The sequence below is a fragment of the Thiomicrorhabdus hydrogeniphila genome (assembly GCF_054656895.1).
The window spans coordinates 1,265,901-1,283,973 of the sequence record NZ_BAAHXL010000001.1; the positions used below are offsets into that span (position 1 = coordinate 1,265,901).

An 18,073-nucleotide genomic window follows, 5' to 3' on the forward strand; every position below is an offset into this window, starting at 1 on the left:
CACCGCCTTGTCTAATCTAGAAACAATGAAAACTGATGCTTTCTATATGCAACAAGCCATTGATTTGGCAAAAAAAGGTCTATATTCAACTAAGCCTAATCCTGCTGTAGGCTGTGTCTTAGTAAAAGATGGTTTGATTATAGCTGATGGCTGGCACCAAAAAGCAGGGCAGCCACATGCTGAACGAGTGGCATTGGCTAATGCAGGGGATAAAGCAGAAGGTTCAACGGCTTACGTTACCTTAGAACCTTGTTCGCATTATGGTAAAACACCACCATGTGCCGATGCATTAATTGAAGCTAAGGTAGCTAGAGTTGTTGTGGCTATGCAAGATCCTAATCCATTAGTTTCTGGCCAAGGAATTCTAAGAATTAAAAATGCAGGCATTGAAGTTATTGTGGGTGTTTTAGAAGCTGAGGCCAAAGAAATTAACTTAGGGTTTATTCAAAATATGGAAAAGCAACTGCCATTTGTACGATTAAAAATGGCAAGTAGTTTAGATGGTCGTACTGCCATGAGTAATGGAGAAAGTTACTGGATTACTGGTGAAGAATCTCGTCAAGAAGTTCACAAAATGCGGGCTTTAAGTGGTGCTTTAATTACGGGGATTGGTACAGTTTTAGCCGATAATCCAAGTTTAACAGTACGTTTAAGCGATGAAGAACTCGCAAAATTGAATTTAACTCAAGAAAATTGTCACCCAATACGTGTTGTGCTTGATCCCAATTTAAGTATGCCAATAGATGCAAAAATGCTTTCATTACCTGGCCGTACTGTTTTAATGACATCCAAAGAAACCGTTGAAAGAAGCCCTGAGTTAATTGAACTTTTTCACAATCAAGGTGTTGAAATTGTCGCCGTATCCGCTCAGAATGATCGTTTAGATATAGAGTCTATATTGCGTTACCTGGCGCAGGAAGAAAGTATTAATGATGTTATGGTTGAATCTGGCGCTATTGTTGCGGGGGCCTTTATTCAATCGGGATTGGTAAATGAGTTACATAGTTTTATTGCCCCTTCTTTAATGGGAAACACAGCTAAACCTATGTTTATGTTGCCGGGTATTGAATCAATGGATCAAAAAATGAATTTTAAAATTAAACAAATAGATCGTTTTGGTGAAGATGTTCGTTTAATTTTAGTCTCTAAGGAAATCGTTTAAATATGTTTACTGGCATTATTCAAGCAGAAGGAACTATTGCAAATATTGAACCGAAAGATGGTGATTGGAAAGTCACTATTCAAGTAGGTAAGTTAGATATGAGCGACGTCAATATTGGTGATAGTATTGCTGCAAATGGTATCTGTTTGACGGCAATTGAATTTGATAACAGTCAATATGTTGCCGATGTTTCTGGTGAAACATTGCAGGTGACTAATGCGGGTGATTGGTCTATTGGCACCCCAGTTAATTTAGAAAAAGCGTTGACTTTACAAGATCGTTTAGGTGGCCATTTAGTAAGTGGGCACGTTGATGGTGTAGGGCGTGTTATTTCAATTGTACAAGATGCACGCTCTTGGCGTTACGAAGTTGAAGTACCTATTGAAATTTGTAAATATATTGCAGTAAAAGGATCTATTTGTATTAATGGCATAAGTCTTACCGTTAATCAGGTGAATGATTGTGTCTTTGGTGTGAATATTGTTCCGCATACACGTCAAGAAACCACGATCAAACATTTAGAAGTCGGTTCAAGTGTCAATTTAGAAGTCGATCTTCTCGCTCGATATTTAGAGCGAATGATGACGGCACCTCAAGCCCCTACAGAAAGTAAAATAACCCCAGAATTTTTAGCACAAAACGGATTTAAATAAAATGGCATTAAATACAATAGAAGAACTGATTGCAGATTTTAGACAAGGCAAAATGGTTATCCTTATGGATGACGAAGATCGTGAAAACGAGGGTGATTTATTAGTTCCAGCAAGTACATGCAGTGCAGATGATATTAATTTTATGGCCAAGTATGGTCGTGGTTTAATCTGTTTAACTCTAACCAAAGAGCGTTGTAATCAATTACATTTACCTTTAATGGTGACAAATAATACAGATAAAAATGGAACCAATTTTACAGTTTCTATTGAGGCATCTGAAGGTGTTACCACAGGTATATCTGCTGCAGATAGAGCCATTACAGTGCAAGCCGCCGTAGCAAAGGATGCTGGGCCAGGTGATATTGTGACTCCAGGTCATATTTTTCCATTAATGGCACAACCAGGCGGTGTATTAACACGTGCAGGGCATACGGAAGCAGGTTGTGATTTAGCCCGTCTTGCCGGTATGGAGCCCGCCTCTGTTATTGTTGAAGTTATGAATGAAGACGGTTCAATGGCGCGTAGAGAAGACCTAGAATCTTATGCGGCAGAACACAACATAAAGGTTGGCACTATTGCAGACCTAATTGAATATCGTCTACAAAATGAAAAGACGATTGAACGCGTTTCAGAATGTAAATTACCTACCCAATTTGGCGATTTTAAATTAATTGGTTATCAGGATGTTCTTGAACAAAAGGCGCACTTTGCCTTAGTTTACGGTAAGGTTGATACTAAAGAGCCGGTTCCAGTACGTGTGCATATGTTAGATACACTATGTGATGTATTTGGCTCACAACGCCAAGAGTGTGGTTGGTCTTTAGATAAAGCAATGAAGCAAATTACAGAAGAAGGTGCTGGTGCAATTGTGGTCTTGCGTAAGCATGAAGACGCGACTGAATTATTGGATAAAATTCAGCAATATCAAATGAAAGATTTAGGAATAAATTCTCCCGAACGTATTTCAGATGATGATGCAAAAACTTATGGTTTAGGTGCTCAAATCATTTCAGATTTAGGGATTAAAAAACTTAAAATTATAGGTTCAGCTTGGCCAATGAAAGGGTTGAGCGGGTTTGGTTTAGAGATCGCTGAAGTGATTGCTAAAAAAGACTAATGTAGAAATGCCACTTTAGTGGCTAGAATAAGTTTTTAAACAAGTCATTTTATGGCAAAATAGCCAGTTAAAATGCAACTAAATAGAATGTAAGAGAATAAATTATGAAAATGGTACAAGGCAATTTAAATGCTGAAGGAATAAAGCTTGGTTTTGTAGTCACAAGATGGAATAGTTTTGTGGTTGATCACCTTGTAAAAGGGTCAATAGAAGCCGTAGAAAAACATGGTGGTTCTGCTGATAATATTACACAAGTTATTGTTCCTGGTGCATTTGAAGTGCCTCTAGCGGTAGAAAAAATGGCCGCATCTGGTAAGTATGATGCCATTGTTGCACTTGGCGCTGTTATTCAAGGTGGTACGCCACACTTTGATTACGTAGCGGGTGAAGCAACTAAAGGTATTAGCCATGTTATGTTGAAATACGGAATTCCGGTTGCATTTGGTATCTTAACGGTCAATTCAATTGAACAAGCTATTGAGCGTTCAGGAACTAAAATGGGTAACAAGGGTGAAGAAGCGACAGTTTCGGCAATTGAAATGGTTAATGTTCTGAAGCAGATTTAATGAAAACTCTTAAAGATATCCAGCCTGGTCAAGGTGAAGAAGTCATTGAAAAAGAAGGGCAAGTTACACCGCGTACTCAATCGCGCCGAGTGGCTATGCAAGCTATTTATCAGTGGCAAATGACTAATGAAGAAGTACCTGTTATTATCAAACAGTTTAATGAAGATGGTTTATTAGAAGGGTTAGAGTTTGAACTTTTTAATGAATTATTAACCGCTGTTTCAAGTTCATCAGACAGTTTAGATGTTTTGTATGCAGATTATTTAGACCGTTCTGTTGCACGTATTGATCCTGTTGAGCGAGCTATAATGCGCATGGGTGCTTATGAGCTACAGTCTAAAATTGAAATTCCGTACAAAGTTATTATTAACGAAAGTGTTGAATTAGCTAAACGTTTTGGTGCTGAAGAAAGTCATAAATACATCAATGGCATTTTAGATAATGTTGCAAAACAATTACGTGCTACTGAAATGGCATAGTTTTGTTTAAATGCTTGTTATGAGTGTCTAAAAACCTCGTTTATACGGGGTTTTTTTATATCTAAAATCTCTAAAAATTACATAAAAAAGAAAATCTATGGCAAGTGAATTTGAATTAATAAATGCATTGTTTCAACCATTATCGGTAGGTTTATCGGCCGATGAAATAGGTATTGGTGATGATGGAGCGGTGTTAAATGTGCCCAACAATCATCAGCTAGTCGTTGTTACTGATACTTTAGTTTCAGGGGTGCATTTTCCCGAAAATACAACGGCCTATGATATTGCTTGGAAATCGGTAGCGGTTAACTTGAGTGACCTTGCGGCTATGGGAGCGAAACCAGGTTTTTATTCATTGGCTTTAACAATACCTAAGAACGATCAGGTCTGGTTAACGGGTTTTGCCAAAGGATTAAGCGATATTTGCTCTGTCTACAATATTCCGTTAATTGGCGGAGATACCACTAAAGGGCCTTTAACGATAACCGTTACCGCACAAGGGTTTGTAGAACATGGAAAAGCAATTAAACGTTCTGGCGCTAAAGCAGGGGATGTTATTTGTGTTACTAATACAATTGGCGATGGTGCTTTGGGTTTATTGGTAGCTTTAAACAATTTACCAGGCCTGGTAAAACAAGAAATAACACAAAAACAAAAGTTACACCTACTGAGTGCTTTAAATCGTCCAGAACCTCAGCTCGCTTTAGGGAAAGAGCTGCCTGGTTTTACTCATAGTGCGATTGATATATCCGATGGGGTATTGGCTGATTTAGGGCATATTTTAGAAGAATCAAATAAGCGGGTTTATGATAATCACCAAAAACTATCAGCTAAGATAGAGTTAGCGTCAATTCCTTTATCTTCTGCAGCCCAATTATATATTGATAAAACAAATGATTGGAAAACAATTGTAGCTGGTGGTGATGACTATCAACTCTGTTTTACACTTGCTTCAGAGCAGTTAAAAAAGGTAAAAGTAGTGGCAGAGAGTTTAGGTGTAAATATCTCAATAATTGGTGAGGTTGTTTTGTCTAAAGAACCAAAAGAGAAAACGCCATCTTTGGAAAATATTGAATTGTTGTTGAATGGTAATAGATTTGATTTAGCGGATTCGAAAGGGTATTTGCATTTTTAAAAAAATGAGCTAATCAGCTTGTTAATTAAATGCGATATTGTCATTTAAGGCCTATTTAAATATTAGTTTACATAGGCCTTAAATCGTAACTAGTTTTTGTTTTTATTAAAGGCTCTACGTGCTTCAACACCTTTTGATAGGCTTTCAAGTACTGTTAAGCTGTCGTCCCAGTCAATACAAGCATCAGTAATGCTTTGACCATAGTTAAGAGGTTGGCCAGGTTCCACGTCTTGACGACCGCCAACTAAATGGCTTTCGACCATAGCACCCATAATATTAGGTGTACCTGCCGCTAGTTGTTCAGCAATTGAGTCAGCAACGATTAATTGTCTTTGGTGTTGTTTGCTACTATTGGCATGACTGCAGTCAATCATCAGTTTGTCTTCAACTTTTGCAGCTTGCAGTTGTTGTACTGCATTGGCAACAAATTCAGCCTCATAGTTAGGGCCATCATTCCCACCACGTAAAATAACGTGACAATCATGATTACCCTTTGTTTCAAAAATAGCCGATTGACCATCTTTGGTTAAAGACATAAAAATATGCGGGTTATTGGCTGCACGAATCGCATCAACCGCTACTTTAAAACCACCGTCTGTTCCATTTTTAAAGCCAACAGGGCAAGATAAGCCAGAAGCAAGTTCTCTATGGCCTTGACTTTCAGTCGTACGAGCACCAATGGCTCCCCAAGAAATTAAATCGGCCACATATTGCGGAGAAATCAAGTCTAAAAATTCAGTAGCGGCAGGCACGCCCATATTGTTTACATCACGTAATAGTTCACGCGCAAGCCCTAAACCTTTATTGATTTCAAATGATTCATTTAAGCTTGGGTCGTTAATTAAGCCTTTCCAACCAACGGTGGTTCTTGGTTTTTCAAAGTAAACTCGCATAACAATCAGTAAGTTGTCTTTGTATTGCTCAATTTGTTCTTTTAATTTTTTTGCGTATTCGCGAGCAGCGCCCGTATCATGAATAGAACATGGACCTATAACAACTAACAAACGGTCATCTCTGCCCACAAGAATGTTATGGATTTTTTGACGAGTATCATAAACAGTTTGCGCTGCTAGTTCAGTGATAGGGAATTGTTCATGCAAATCACGCGGTGAGCGTACTTCTGTTATATTTTTGATGCGTAAATTATCTGTTTGATACTGCGTCATTGTGAAACCTTAATCATCAATTTGTTTTCAAATGTATATTTTAGAAAAATACGAGGGTATAAACGCGATATTATGCCATTTTATAATGCTATTTGCTTTATGAATTCACGTAAATTGATTGCGATTAGTGAAGTTTTTACATTCTTTTTAAATTTACCAGGCCTGGTAAGTTTATTTTACTATCAAAATGATAGAAATATTTTATGTTAAAAAGGTAAAAAATCCTTATAGATGCTAAGAACTATAAAGAGTTCTATGCTAAAATTATGGCGTTTTGAAATTCAGAAAAGTATGGGCTATAAAAGTGAATTGTAAATATATTATTGAAGGCGTCACTGAAGATGGCCGAAAATTCAGACCAAGCGATTGGATTGATCGTATTTCATCAATGGGTGCTTCTTATAATATGCAAAGGTTAGTGTATTCAGATATGCTGCATCCAGAATTGTATGAAGGCCAAAAGTGCTTGATGATTGATATGCTTTTGGAGCAAGAAAACCCAGGTATGTTTGAATACGTAATGAATTTTGTTAAAAGCAATGGTTTAAAAATGACCAAAGTTTGTGATTTGGATGAATCTAAGTTAGGTGCATAAACGGCTACTTTACATGAAGTGTCTATAAAAGCTCTGATAAAAAGCCCCTATAAACCATGGTTTATAGGGGCTTTTTGCTTTTAAAACGTTTTCTTTAAATGAGGTTAGAGCCTAAAAATAAACTTACCCAGCCACCAATGGCTAAAAAAGGGCCAAATGCTAATGGTGTGTCTTTACCACGGGTTTTTAGCATAATGCCTATTACGCTGACTAAGATACTGGTAACTGCGGCAATTAAAATAATTTGCGGTAAAGCAATAAAGCCAAACCAAGCACCTAAAGCAGCCAGTAATTTAAAATCACCATACCCCATACCTTCTTTACCAGTTAGTATTTTAAAGGCATGAAAAACGATCCAAAGTAACATATAGCCAATTACCGCTCCCCAAATAGCATCAACAGGGGTGGCAAATAGAGTTTGAGAGTTAAATATTAAGCCTAACCAAAGTAACGGAAGGCTTAAGTTATCTAAAATTAATTGGTGTTCAAAGTCGACAACAAAAATAGCAATTAATATCCAGCTAAATAACGTGGCTGCAATGCCTTCTGTTGTTAATCCAAATTGCCACATACATGCGATGGTAAAAAGAGCGGTACAGCTTTCAATGATAGGATAGCGTGGCGATATTTTATTTTGACAATTGTGGCATTTACCTTTTGAATAAAGCCAGCTAAAAAGAGGGATAAGTCTGTACCATGGCAGATTGGCATCGCACTGGGGGCATTTTGAACCCCCCAAGCTTATTTCTTTAAATTGTGCCTCTTCTTCTAGCATCATAATGCGAGGCAGTCGCCAAGTTAGCATGGATAAGAAACTACCAATAATGAGTCCTAAAATACCACTAAAAATAAGAAGTTGAGAAGTTGAAAGTGCGGTCATGTTATAAACTCTTTAGCTGTTTGAGGGTGGTTGTGTTTTAATTTAAAATCATAAAAAGAGTAACTTTAACGATTTCTGATGGTCACTTTATCAAAGATTTATCGGTATGCCTATCTGAATAAACGATAAGTTTTTATGAAAAAAAAGTGTTTTAAGCGGTGACTTAAAGGGATTTTGAGTGAGTTTTTTGTCTATCTGTTGCATGATGCGTTTTTTGGCGTTACTAAAAATTCAGTAAAAATGTCAGAAGGCATCTTTCTTATGTAAATCTGTTGTTAAAAGTGTTGTGAATTCCTTTATAATATCGTGTTCTCTTATTATTGATTAATTAGGTTGTATTAAGTGTCTTTTTTCAAGCGTTATTTGATTGCTGGGTTGTTGGTCTGGTTGCCGTTAGGCGTTACCTTTGCGGTTGTCAAATTTTTGGTTGATTTTTTTGACCAAACTTTACAGCTTATTCCACATGACTATCGTCCAGAAACCTTGCTAGGTTTTAATATTCCTGGCTTGGGTGTTGTATTGTCACTGTTGTTGATTTTAATCACAGGTGTGTTTGTTGCCAACTTGTTAGGCAGTAAAATTGTCGGTTTGTGGGAATCCTTTTTATCTAGAATTCCACTGGTTCGCTCTATTTACAATGCGGTAAAACAAATTGCAGAAGCTGTGTTTGGTTCTGGAGATCAAACTTTTCAAAAAGCCTATTTGATTGAATACCCAAGAAAAGGGTTATGGACACTCGCTTTTCAAACCAGTACACATCAAGCCGAAGCACAGGTAAAAACCAAAATGGATGAAGTTGTGAATTTGTTTGTGCCAACGACGCCAAACCCAACGTCAGGTTTTTTTATTATGGCAAGCCGTGATGAAATTGTAGAGCTTGAAATGAACGTTGATGATGCTTTAAAAATGGTTATTTCAGGTGGCGTGGTTGTGCCTGGTATGAAAAAAGACAAGAACGGAAAAGTGGCTGTTCAACCAGAAAGTTTACAAGGTACACAGGGCATAGAACCTATTTCTCCGCCAAAAAGTGATAAATAGTTTAAGAGTATTTAGAAGTACAAAATTTATTTTAGAGGTTGTGCTGTTAGCAACCAAAGTGACGACTAACGTTTAACTTGTTAAAACTGTTTTAAACGCAGTTTTTAAAGAATTAAAACGTTAAATTTATTAAAGGTATTAAAGAGTATGCGTACGCAGTATTGTGGGCAAGTTACAGAAACATTTATTGACCAAACCGTAACCGTAGCAGGTTGGGTTCATCGTCGCCGTGACCACGGTGGGGTTATCTTTATCGATTTACGTGACCGTGAAGGTTTGGTACAAGTGGTTGTAAACCCAGATACAGCGGATATTTTTGCTAAAGCAGAACGTTTACGCTCTGAGTGTGTGTTACAAATTACAGGCCAGGTTATCTCTAGAACAGAGGGTACAATTAACCCAAATATGAAAACGGGTAAAATTGAAATTGTAGCCACTGACTTAAACGTATTAAGCATGGCAGAGCCAATTCCGTTTCAGCTGGATGACAAAAATGTTGGTGAAGAAACTCGCTTAAAATATCGCTATATAGATTTACGACGTGAAGATATGCAGCAAACCATGATGTTGCGTTATAAAGTAACGCGTTCAATGCGTCGCTATTTAGACGACAGTGGTTTTATGGATATTGAAACACCAATACTGACCAAATCTACACCAGAAGGTGCGCGTGATTATTTGGTACCAAGTCGTACTCACCAAAACAAATTTTTTGCATTGCCACAATCGCCGCAGCTGTTTAAGCAGTTGTTAATGATGTCTGGCTTTGACCGTTATTACCAAATTACACGTTGTTTCCGTGATGAAGATTTACGTGCTGATCGTCAGCCTGAATTTACCCAGCTAGATATTGAAACGTCTTTTATGGAAGAAGACGCGGTAATGGATGTGATGGAAGGTTTAACTAAAACCATCTTTAAAGAAGCAATTGGTCACGAGTTTGGTTATGATTTTCCACGCATGACTTACGCAGACGCTATTCAAAAATATGGTATTGATCGTCCAGATTTACGTATTGATATGCAGTTGGTTGATATAGCAGACTTATTACAAGATATTGAATTTAAAGTATTTGCAGGGCCAGCTAAAGATCCAAAAGGGCGAGTTGTTGCACTTAAAGTACCTGGCGCGGGTTCAATGAGCCGTAAAGACATTGATGCTTACACCAAATTTGTAAGTATTTATGGTGCTAAAGGTTTGGCTTACATTAAAGTAAATGATTTATCTGCGGGTATTGATGGTCTTCAGTCGCCTATTGTTAAGTTCTTCCCTGACCAAGTGATGGAAATTATGCAACGCGTAGAAGCTAAAGATGGCGATATTGTCTTCTTTGGTGCAGATAAAGCCAAAATTGTAAACGATGCTTTAGGTGCGTTACGTGTCAAAATTGGTGAAGATTTAAATATGCTAAATGGTCAGTTTAAACCTGTGTGGGTTGTTGACTTCCCAATGTTTGAAGAAGATGAAGAAAACGCTCGTATGACCGCCATTCATCATCCATTTACTCAACCAAAAGCGACCACAGAAGAAATTTTAAATCACGATGAACCAGAACAAATGCTTTCTAAAGCCTATGATTTAGTTATCAATGGTTTAGAAGTGGGTGGGGGTTCTGTGCGTATTCACGATACGAATATGCAAGCAGCGGTACTTAAATTATTAGGTATTGGTGAAGAAGAAGCGCAAGATAAATTTGGTTTCTTACTAACGGCACTTAAATATGGTTGTCCTCCACATGCAGGTATGGCATTTGGTTTAGACCGTTTAGTGATGATTTTAGGTAATATTGATTCAATTCGTGATGTTATTGCCTTCCCTAAAACGCAGTCAGCAGCGTGTTTGTTAACTGAAGCACCTGGCATGGTAGACAATGCCCAGCTTGCAGATTTAGCATTACGTTTCAGAAAACCTGTGCGTGGCGAAGCGTAATTTTAAGAATACCGAACAAGAGAGTACTTTTATGTCAAATGTGATGTCAACTAAGTCAACCGATATACCGGTGCAGTTAGAATCGCGAATTCAGCAATTGGCATCGTCTGTACCTACTCAACCTTGGTTAAATAACGCACAAAAAGAAGCCCTAAAAGCCGAAATTAAGCAGTTATTAAAAGCCAATAATGCTCAGATAGTTGCACATTTTTATGTTGACGATGAACTTCAAGCATTGGCAGAAGAAACCGGTGGTAAGGTTGCGGATTCGTTAGAAATGGCTAGTTTTGGCGCGGAATCTGATGCGGATATGTTAGTCGTTTGTGGCGTACGTTTTATGGGTGAAACCGCTAAAATGTTAAGCCCAGATAAAACCGTATTAATGCCCGACCTAGAAGCAACCTGTTCTTTAGATATTGGTTGCCCGGCAGAAGAGTTTGCTGAGTTTTGCGCGCAACATCCAGATTACACGGTGGTGGTTTATGCCAATACTAGCGCTGAAGTTAAAGCGATAGCGGATTGGGTTGTTACATCCGGTAATGCCTTGCAAATTGTGACCCATTTAAAAGAGCAAGGTCACAAAATTATTTGGGCGCCAGATCGTCATTTAGGTAATTGGATAGAGCAAGAAACGGGTGTTGAAATGCTTCGTTGGCAAGGGCATTGTATTGTGCATGATGAGTTCAAAACTTTTGAATTAGAATCTTTAAAACAACAACATCCTAATGCTAAAGTTTTGGTTCATCCAGAATCGCCTGCCGAAGTGGTTAATTTAGCTGATATTGTCGGCTCAACCAAAGTATTATTAAATGCGGTGGTTGATTTGCCTGACCAAGAATTTATTGTGGCAACCGACTACGGTATTTTTTATAAAATGCAAAAGTTGGCACCTAATAAAAAGCTCTACATTGCTCCAACGGGCAGTAAAAAGGACGCTTGTACTAGCTGTGCACACTGTCCATGGATGGCGATGAACGGTTTGCAAAACTTACGTGATTGTTTAAAAAATCATACGGGTGAAGTCTTGGTGGATGAAGAAGTGCGCCAAAAAGCATTGATTTCATTACAAAGAATGTTAGATTTTTCTAGACAAGCAGGTCTGGTAAAGTCTAATAATTAGATTTGAGATTATACAAGCGGGTGTTTTAGCCCGCTTTTTTGTGGCTTAATATTTTGTAAAGGTTATTTAATGAAGACTATATACAAAATTACCAGGCCTGGTAAAAGGTAAAATTTGACTAAACTTAAACGCATATTAGGTGTTGACCCAGGTTCACGCAAAACAGGTTTTGGTGTTGTAGAATCGGGTCGTTATAACCCCAGTTATTTAGTGAGTGGTGTCATTCGCGTTGAAAAATTTTCGGGCGCAATGCGTTTAAAAAATATTTTTGAATCCATTTGCCAAATTATTGATCAATATCAGCCCGATGTTATGGCTGTAGAAAAAGTGTTTGTATATAAAAATCCAAAGTCAGCCATTGTTTTAGGGCAAGCTCGTGGCGTAATATTGTGTGCGGCTGCCATTAAAGGGGTGGATATAATGGAATACACACCTACGCAAATTAAAAGCACCATTGTTGGCAAAGGGCATGCAGGCAAAGATCAGGTGCAATATATGGTACAAAACATACTTAAGTTGACCGATACCCCGCAAGAAGATGCCGCTGATGCTTTAGCTTGTGCCTTATGCCATGACCGTTATATGTCTTTAGGAATTGATCCAGAATTAATTTCTAAAGGTTCTAAATTTTAAGGAAAACATTGTGATTGGATTTTTAAGAGGTCAGTTGGTTCAAAAACAACCGCCAATGCTGGTATTAGATGTACATGGTGTGGGGTATGAAATTGAAGCCCCTATGTCGACCTTTTACCAGTTTGAAAAAGCCGAAGGTGATGTCACCATTCTTACCCACATGCACGTGCGTGAAGATGCTATGTTGTTATTTGGATTTGCCACAGAATCTGAACGTGTACTTTTTAAAACACTTATAAAAGTGAATGGTGTGGGTGCCAAAATGGCATTGGGTATTTTATCAGCCATGTCGGTCAATGAATTTTGTAGTTATGTAGATAATGCGGATATTTCTGCATTAACACGCATACCTGGTGTGGGTAAAAAAACAGCAGAACGTTTACAAATAGAAATGCGTGATAGACTTAAGCCTATTGTTGAATCAGGGCTGTTAAATTATGAACCTATAATCAGTGATTCTGGAAGCCAAACGGCTATTCCAACTAGTGGTTTTGCAAATTCAATACAGCAGTCAGCTTGTGAAGCTTTGATTGCGTTAGGATATAAAAATACCCAGGCAGAAAAAATGGTTGCAGGTGCTTTTGAAGAAGGGTTAACATTAGAAGCTCTTATTAAACGTGCACTACAGGGAGTTAAATTGTAGATGATTGAAACAGATCGTATAGTTGGTAGCCAAGAGGTTGCCGATGACATCTACACCGCTCCCTCAGTAAGACCACAGCAGATTAATGAATACATTGGTCAAAAGGCGGTTAGGGAGCAGCTGCAACTCTCTATGGATGCCGCCAAAATGCGTGGTGAAGCACTTGACCATGTTTTGCTTTATGGGCCACCAGGCCTGGGAAAAACCACATTATCAAATATTGTTGCCCAAGAAATGGGTGTGACATTACGTCAAACCTCTGGGCCAGTTATTGAAAAACCGGGGGATTTAGCTGCGATATTAACGCGTTTAGAACCACATGATGTTCTTTTTGTTGACGAGATTCATCGTTTAAGTCCCATTGTTGAAGAAGTGTTGTACCCAGCGATGGAAGATTTTCAGATTGACATTGTAATCGGTGACGGACCAGCCGCTCAAAGTGTCAAAATTGATTTACCGCCGTTCACTCTAGTCGGAGCAACGACAAGAGCGGGTTTATTAACCTCACCACTACGAGATCGTTTTGGCTTAGTTCAACGTTTAGAATTTTATACACATGAAGAATTAACCCAAATTGTTACGCGTTCTTCACTTATATTAGGTATGCAATCAGAGCTAGAAGGCGCGCAAGAAATCGCGCGACGTTCTCGGGGTACTCCTCGTATAGCCAATAGATTATTAAGACGTGTTAGAGATTATGCTCAAGTTAAAGGTGATGGCATTATCACTCAGTCTATTGCTGATTCAGCTCTTAACCTATTAGAAGTGGATACCTTAGGTTTAGATAAAATGGACAGACGTTTTTTAGAAACCTTAATTGAAAAATTTGAAGGCGGCCCTGTTGGCATTGACAGCATGGCAACCGCATTAGGCGAAGAACGTGGCACAATTGAAGATGTGATTGAGCCATTTTTGGTTCAACAAGGCTTTTTAGTTAGAACACCAAGAGGGCGAATGGCCACATCACACGCCTATAAACATTTGAATTTTGAACAAATAGTTTAATAAAAGTAATATAATTACATTTTATTTTTTTAAACCGTATCCTATAGATATTGTTTAGGTAATAAAACTTGTTAACCTCTAAAGAGAATGGAAAGAGTAGACCATGAACGACAGTGATTTAATTGATATCGTATTAAGTGCTAGCCCAGTTGTACAAGCTGTAATGATTTTGTTGGCCATAATGTCATTAGCGGCCTGGTCGGTGGCAATTGCTAAATCTTATCAAGTTAGAAAAGCCATGCGAGAAACCAAAGCATTTGATAATACATTTTGGCAAACGCAAGAGTTATCTGGTCTGTATCAAACGATTGAATCTGACCGTCAATCTTCTACAGGGGTTGCCTTGATTTTTGCAGATGGTTTTAAAGAATTTGCCCGCCTAAAACAGCAAGATGTACATGAAGCAAATGATTTGATTGCGGGCGCACAAAGAAGTATGAAAATCGCTTTTTCAAAACAGGCCGATAAACTAGAAAATCATTTATCTCTATTAGCCACCGTAGGTTCTTCAGCACCTTATATTGGTTTATTTGGTACGGTTTGGGGGGTCATGCATGCCTTTCAATCATTAGGTGACGTTCAACACGCTACTTTAGCGGCCGTTGCACCAGGTATTTCAGAAGCGTTAATTGCCACGGCTATCGGTTTATTTGCCGCTATTCCCGCCGTAATTGCTTATAACCGTTTAACAAATCGTGTTGACCGCTTACTAAGTGAATACGAAAACTTTGCAGATGGTTTTTTAACCTTATTGCAACGCCAAGCTCATACGGTTAAAAATAAAATCTAATCTTAAATATATAAGTAAATGGCGCAATAAAAGAGTTTAGGAAAAAATATGCAAAACGGTTTTCGAAGTAGCAGACAAAAAAAACGCTTAATGGCAGAAATCAATGTAGTGCCATACATTGATGTCACCTTAGTATTGCTGATTATTTTTATGGTCACCGCGCCCATTGTTCAACAAGCGGTAACGGTTAGCTTGCCACAAACACCAGAAATTACTAAAAAGGCAACGGCACAGATCAGTGAAGAAGATCAACCTTTTGTTATTACTGTGACCAAAGACGGTATGTATAAAACCTCTGAGCAGCCTGAAATTGTTTTGGGTAATAAGGATCTAGAAGATCTTGTGGCCGAAGTCATGGCGCGTTCGCAATTAAATAAAAAACAACCTATTTATATACAAGGTGATCGCCAAGCACCGTATGGCAAAGTTGTGCATATATTTGTGCTGTTAAAAGCAAATGGTGTTGACAATGTTTCATTAATGACTGAACCTGAATTGGTAAAACCGTAATGTTAAAATTTATCGCTAAACATCCTTATTCCGTACTGCTAGCCATAGTTTTGCACTTAGGTTTAATTACACTATTTAGTATTAAATGGTTAGACAAACCTGAAGTGGTTAAGATTTCATCTGAGGGTACTTCAAATCAAGAAATAAAGCAGATTGCCCAGCTGGAACCTATGAAAACGTTTACAGTTGATTCTGCCCAAGTGCAAGCTAAAATTAATAAAATTAAAGCAGAACAAGAAGCCAGACGCCAAGAACAAAAAAACTTGCAGGCAAAGACACAGCAAGAGCGTGAACGTTTAAAAGAGCTTAAAAAGAAACAAGAATCGGAAAAACAAAAAGCAAATTTAGCTAAAAAACAAGCTGACGAGCAAAAACGAAAAGCCGAACAGGAACGCAAAAAAACCGAAGAAGCCAAACGCCTTGCACAAATAGAAAAGAAAAAAGCGGAAGCCGAACGCAAAAAAGCCGAACAAGCTAAAAAAGCTACGTTAGCCGCTGAGAAAAAAACCAAAGAAGCAAAAGAAAAAGCGCTTCAAGCTGAGAAGCAACGTCAAGCTGAAGAGAAGAAAAAGCAAGCGCTTCAAAAAGAAGTCGCTCGTAAAGCTGAAGAGAAGAAAGCACTAGAAAAAGCCGCATTAGCGGCACAAAAAGAAAAAGAGAAACAACAAGCGGCCGCCGAGTTACAACGCCAATTAGATGAAGAAGCGCAACAACAACGAGAAGCACAAAAACGTAAGCAAATGCTCTCATTGCGTGAAACGTATATTTCATCGATTACAGCAAAAGTTAAAGATAGCTGGCGTACTCCTGCTCGTATTTCTTCTGAGGCTCAGTGTGATTTAAAAATTACCCAGTCGCCAACGGGTAATATCACCAGTGTTAAGGTGTTAAATTGTAATAAGTTTGCTAATAAACAATTTCAAGAGGCAGCAGAAAAAGCGGTATATAGAGCCGAACCTTTACCTGCACCTCCTGTTAAAGAGTTATTTGAACGCGAGATTACATTCCAATTTAAACCTTAAAGTCCATACGCTTTTAAAGTGTGCACAGTGTTTAAGAACAATAATTAATCTGGATAATAAAGTCAGTATTTGCTTACTTTATTAATATGGGTAAAGCTTTTTACTTGGGTTAATAATATTTACCAGGCCTGGTAAAAAGCAAACTTTAGTTCACAATTTTATTCAAAATTTAAATAAATAGCGGTGATTACATTGAATTTACAACTGAATTTACACAAAAATATACTCGCTAAATTACAGCTTAGTTTTTTAGGACTCTTGATGGTGTTTTCTTTGCCAGCTTGGTCAGGATTAACCATTGAAATTAATGAAGGTTATGAAAATGCTTTGCCTATAGCGATTATACCGTTTAGCTATTCAGAGAAAACAGCTGTAACTTCAGCGCCCTCTAAAACATTACCTTTAACAACTAAACAATCGGTTCCTGTTGATATTGCTCAAGTTGTTGCGGCGGATTTAAGAAGAAGCGGTAAGTTTAGTCCGCTTGCAAGAAATGTATTGCCAACTACGCCTTCTGAAATTGATCAAATTCAGTTTGATGACTGGAAAGCACTGGATGTTGATAATATGTTAATTGGTAATGTTGTGTCTGAAGGCAATGGGCTTTATCAAATTGACATGCGCTTTATGGATGTATTGCGTAAAAACCAAGTGATGGGTAAACGTTGGGTTCATATTCCTGCTTCTAAGTTAAGACTTATTGCTCATCAAATTAGTGATCTAATTTATGAAGAGTTAACGGGTGTACGCGGTGCTTTTAATACGCAAATTGCGTATGTTACTCTGCGTAATGTAGGTGGTAAACGCCTTTATACTCTAGAAATAGCCGACTCTGATGGCTATAACCCACAGCCTATTTTAAAATCAAGAATGCCTATCATGTCACCAAGTTGGTCTCCTGATGGTACTAAGTTAGCTTATGTTACTTTTGAAAGTGGCCGTTCAAATGTGGTTATACAAAGCTTAGATGGTAAATATCGTAAAGTCATTGCTAACTATAAAGGTTTAAATAGTGCACCAGCTTGGTCGCCAGATGGTAAGCAGCTTGCCTTAACTTTATCAAAAGATGGTAGTGCAGACGTGTATGTTATGAATTTAGCGACGAATCATTTACGACGTTTAACCCGTAACTATTCCATTGAAACAGAAGCCGCTTGGGCGCCAAATGGCAAATCAGTCTTTTTTAACTCTGACCGACGCGGACAACCTCAAGTATTTCAGGTCTTTTTGGACACGGGTGAGATTCACCGTGTAACTTTTGAAGGCAAGTACAATGGAAATCCAGAAATATCTCCAGATGGTCGTTATTTAGCGGTTGTTCATGGTGATGGTGGTTTTCATATAGCCTTGCAAGATTTATATACCAATGAATTTACGGTATTAACCAATACCTTTTTAGATGAATCGCCTAGCTTTTCACCTAATGGAGAAATGATTTTATACGCTATGAACAAAAATGATCATGGTGAATTGGCTGTTGTTGCCATTGATGGTAAAACATCTCAAACATTAAAAGTAAAAGATGGTGAAGTACGCGAACCAGCGTGGGGTCCGTATTTAAATTAAAATTTTAGTTGGCTCACAGTATTTGAAGAGAGAAAGAGCATTTACTCAATCTTAATTCATGAAT

The 18,073-nt window shown here is 38.0% G+C and carries 20 protein-coding genes; 18 read left to right on the forward strand and 2 right to left on the reverse strand.

The features are described from left to right. Positions 1 to 7 precede the first annotated feature (7 nt). The 6 genes from ribD (at position 8) to thiL (ending at position 5,112) form a co-directional block, all read left to right on the forward strand. Positions 8 to 1,162 (forward strand): bifunctional diaminohydroxyphosphoribosylaminopyrimidine deaminase/5-amino-6-(5-phosphoribosylamino)uracil reductase RibD, encoded by a 1,155-nt coding sequence (gene ribD / locus ACYQ0E_RS05665; RefSeq protein ID WP_460187274.1) that lies wholly within the window; start codon positions 8 to 10, stop codon positions 1,160 to 1,162. Positions 1,163 to 1,164: 2 nt separating this feature from the next. After that, complete coding sequence (locus ACYQ0E_RS05670) at positions 1,165 to 1,815, forward strand: riboflavin synthase (protein WP_460187275.1); 651 nt, start codon at positions 1,165 to 1,167, stop codon at positions 1,813 to 1,815. Between the two features lies 1 nt (position 1,816). After that, positions 1,817 to 2,932: a bifunctional 3,4-dihydroxy-2-butanone-4-phosphate synthase/GTP cyclohydrolase II gene (gene ribBA, locus ACYQ0E_RS05675; protein ID WP_460187276.1), complete on the forward strand. Its 1,116-nt coding sequence runs from the start codon at positions 1,817 to 1,819 to the stop codon at positions 2,930 to 2,932. Positions 2,933 to 3,036: 104 nt separating this feature from the next. After that, entirely contained in the window at positions 3,037 to 3,498 is a 462-nt protein-coding gene (ribH, locus tag ACYQ0E_RS05680; RefSeq protein WP_460187277.1) for a 6,7-dimethyl-8-ribityllumazine synthase, read from the forward strand. Next, a complete protein-coding gene (nusB, locus tag ACYQ0E_RS05685) occupies positions 3,498 to 3,977 on the forward strand; it encodes a transcription antitermination factor NusB (protein ID WP_460187278.1) in 480 nt (159 codons plus the stop codon). The genes ribH and nusB overlap by 1 nt, the downstream gene beginning before the upstream one ends. A 97-nt stretch (positions 3,978 to 4,074) precedes the next feature. Continuing rightward, complete coding sequence (thiL, locus tag ACYQ0E_RS05690; RefSeq protein ID WP_460187279.1) at positions 4,075 to 5,112, forward strand: thiamine-phosphate kinase; 1,038 nt, start codon at positions 4,075 to 4,077, stop codon at positions 5,110 to 5,112. An 89-nt stretch (positions 5,113 to 5,201) separates the two neighbouring features. Here the strand turns inward: thiL and ACYQ0E_RS05695 are convergent, their stop codons facing one another. Continuing rightward, positions 5,202 to 6,278, reverse strand: a complete 1,077-nt coding sequence (locus ACYQ0E_RS05695; RefSeq protein WP_460187280.1) for a 3-deoxy-7-phosphoheptulonate synthase — start codon at positions 6,276 to 6,278, stop codon at positions 5,202 to 5,204. Positions 6,279 to 6,350: 72 nt separating this feature from the next. Between ACYQ0E_RS05695 and ACYQ0E_RS05700 the strand changes: the two genes are divergently transcribed. Continuing rightward, positions 6,351 to 6,488: a hypothetical protein gene (locus tag ACYQ0E_RS05700; RefSeq protein WP_460187281.1), complete on the forward strand. Its 138-nt coding sequence runs from the start codon at positions 6,351 to 6,353 to the stop codon at positions 6,486 to 6,488. A 94-nt stretch (positions 6,489 to 6,582) separates the two neighbouring features. Continuing rightward, positions 6,583 to 6,873, forward strand: a complete 291-nt coding sequence (locus ACYQ0E_RS05705) for a DUF3579 domain-containing protein (RefSeq protein ID WP_460187282.1) — start codon at positions 6,583 to 6,585, stop codon at positions 6,871 to 6,873. Positions 6,874 to 6,967: 94 nt separating this feature from the next. Here ACYQ0E_RS05705 and ACYQ0E_RS05710 read toward each other — a convergent pair whose 3' ends face one another. Further along, positions 6,968 to 7,753 (reverse strand): prepilin peptidase, encoded by a 786-nt coding sequence (locus tag ACYQ0E_RS05710; protein WP_460187283.1) that lies wholly within the window; start codon positions 7,751 to 7,753, stop codon positions 6,968 to 6,970. A 342-nt stretch (positions 7,754 to 8,095) separates the two neighbouring features. Here ACYQ0E_RS05710 and ACYQ0E_RS05715 point away from each other — a divergent pair, with 342 nt between their 5' ends. The 10 genes from ACYQ0E_RS05715 (at position 8,096) to tolB (ending at position 18,009) form a co-directional block, all read left to right on the forward strand. After that, entirely contained in the window at positions 8,096 to 8,791 is a 696-nt protein-coding gene (locus ACYQ0E_RS05715; RefSeq protein ID WP_460187284.1) for a DUF502 domain-containing protein, read from the forward strand. A 147-nt stretch (positions 8,792 to 8,938) separates the two neighbouring features. After that, the gene (gene aspS / locus ACYQ0E_RS05720; protein WP_460187285.1) at positions 8,939 to 10,720 is read left to right on the forward strand and encodes an aspartate--tRNA ligase; all 1,782 of its coding nucleotides are present in this window, start codon (positions 8,939 to 8,941) and stop codon (positions 10,718 to 10,720) included. A gap of 31 nt (positions 10,721 to 10,751) precedes the next feature. Next, positions 10,752 to 11,840: a quinolinate synthase NadA gene (nadA, locus tag ACYQ0E_RS05725; protein WP_460187286.1), complete on the forward strand. Its 1,089-nt coding sequence runs from the start codon at positions 10,752 to 10,754 to the stop codon at positions 11,838 to 11,840. A gap of 114 nt (positions 11,841 to 11,954) precedes the next feature. Further along, positions 11,955 to 12,473, forward strand: a complete 519-nt coding sequence (ruvC, locus tag ACYQ0E_RS05730; protein ID WP_460187287.1) for a crossover junction endodeoxyribonuclease RuvC — start codon at positions 11,955 to 11,957, stop codon at positions 12,471 to 12,473. A 10-nt stretch (positions 12,474 to 12,483) separates the two neighbouring features. Then, positions 12,484 to 13,116 carry a Holliday junction branch migration protein RuvA gene (gene ruvA / locus ACYQ0E_RS05735; RefSeq protein WP_460187288.1) on the forward strand — a complete coding sequence of 211 codons (633 nt, stop codon included), beginning with the start codon at positions 12,484 to 12,486 and terminating at the stop codon, positions 13,114 to 13,116. Beyond that, positions 13,117 to 14,121 (forward strand): Holliday junction branch migration DNA helicase RuvB, encoded by a 1,005-nt coding sequence (gene ruvB, locus ACYQ0E_RS05740; RefSeq protein ID WP_460187289.1) that lies wholly within the window; start codon positions 13,117 to 13,119, stop codon positions 14,119 to 14,121. It begins immediately after the preceding gene. A 103-nt stretch (positions 14,122 to 14,224) separates the two neighbouring features. Next, positions 14,225 to 14,911 carry a protein TolQ gene (gene tolQ, locus ACYQ0E_RS05745; RefSeq protein WP_460187290.1) on the forward strand — a complete coding sequence of 229 codons (687 nt, stop codon included), beginning with the start codon at positions 14,225 to 14,227 and terminating at the stop codon, positions 14,909 to 14,911. Positions 14,912 to 14,959: 48 nt separating this feature from the next. Then, a complete protein-coding gene (locus ACYQ0E_RS05750) occupies positions 14,960 to 15,421 on the forward strand; it encodes an ExbD/TolR family protein (protein ID WP_460187291.1) in 462 nt (153 codons plus the stop codon). After that, a complete protein-coding gene (gene tolA, locus ACYQ0E_RS05755; RefSeq protein WP_460187292.1) occupies positions 15,421 to 16,443 on the forward strand; it encodes a cell envelope integrity protein TolA in 1,023 nt (340 codons plus the stop codon). The genes ACYQ0E_RS05750 and tolA overlap by 1 nt, the downstream gene beginning before the upstream one ends. Before the next feature lie 192 nt (positions 16,444 to 16,635). After that, the gene (gene tolB, locus ACYQ0E_RS05760; protein WP_460187293.1) at positions 16,636 to 18,009 is read left to right on the forward strand and encodes a Tol-Pal system beta propeller repeat protein TolB; all 1,374 of its coding nucleotides are present in this window, start codon (positions 16,636 to 16,638) and stop codon (positions 18,007 to 18,009) included. Positions 18,010 to 18,073: the final 64 nt, after the last annotated feature.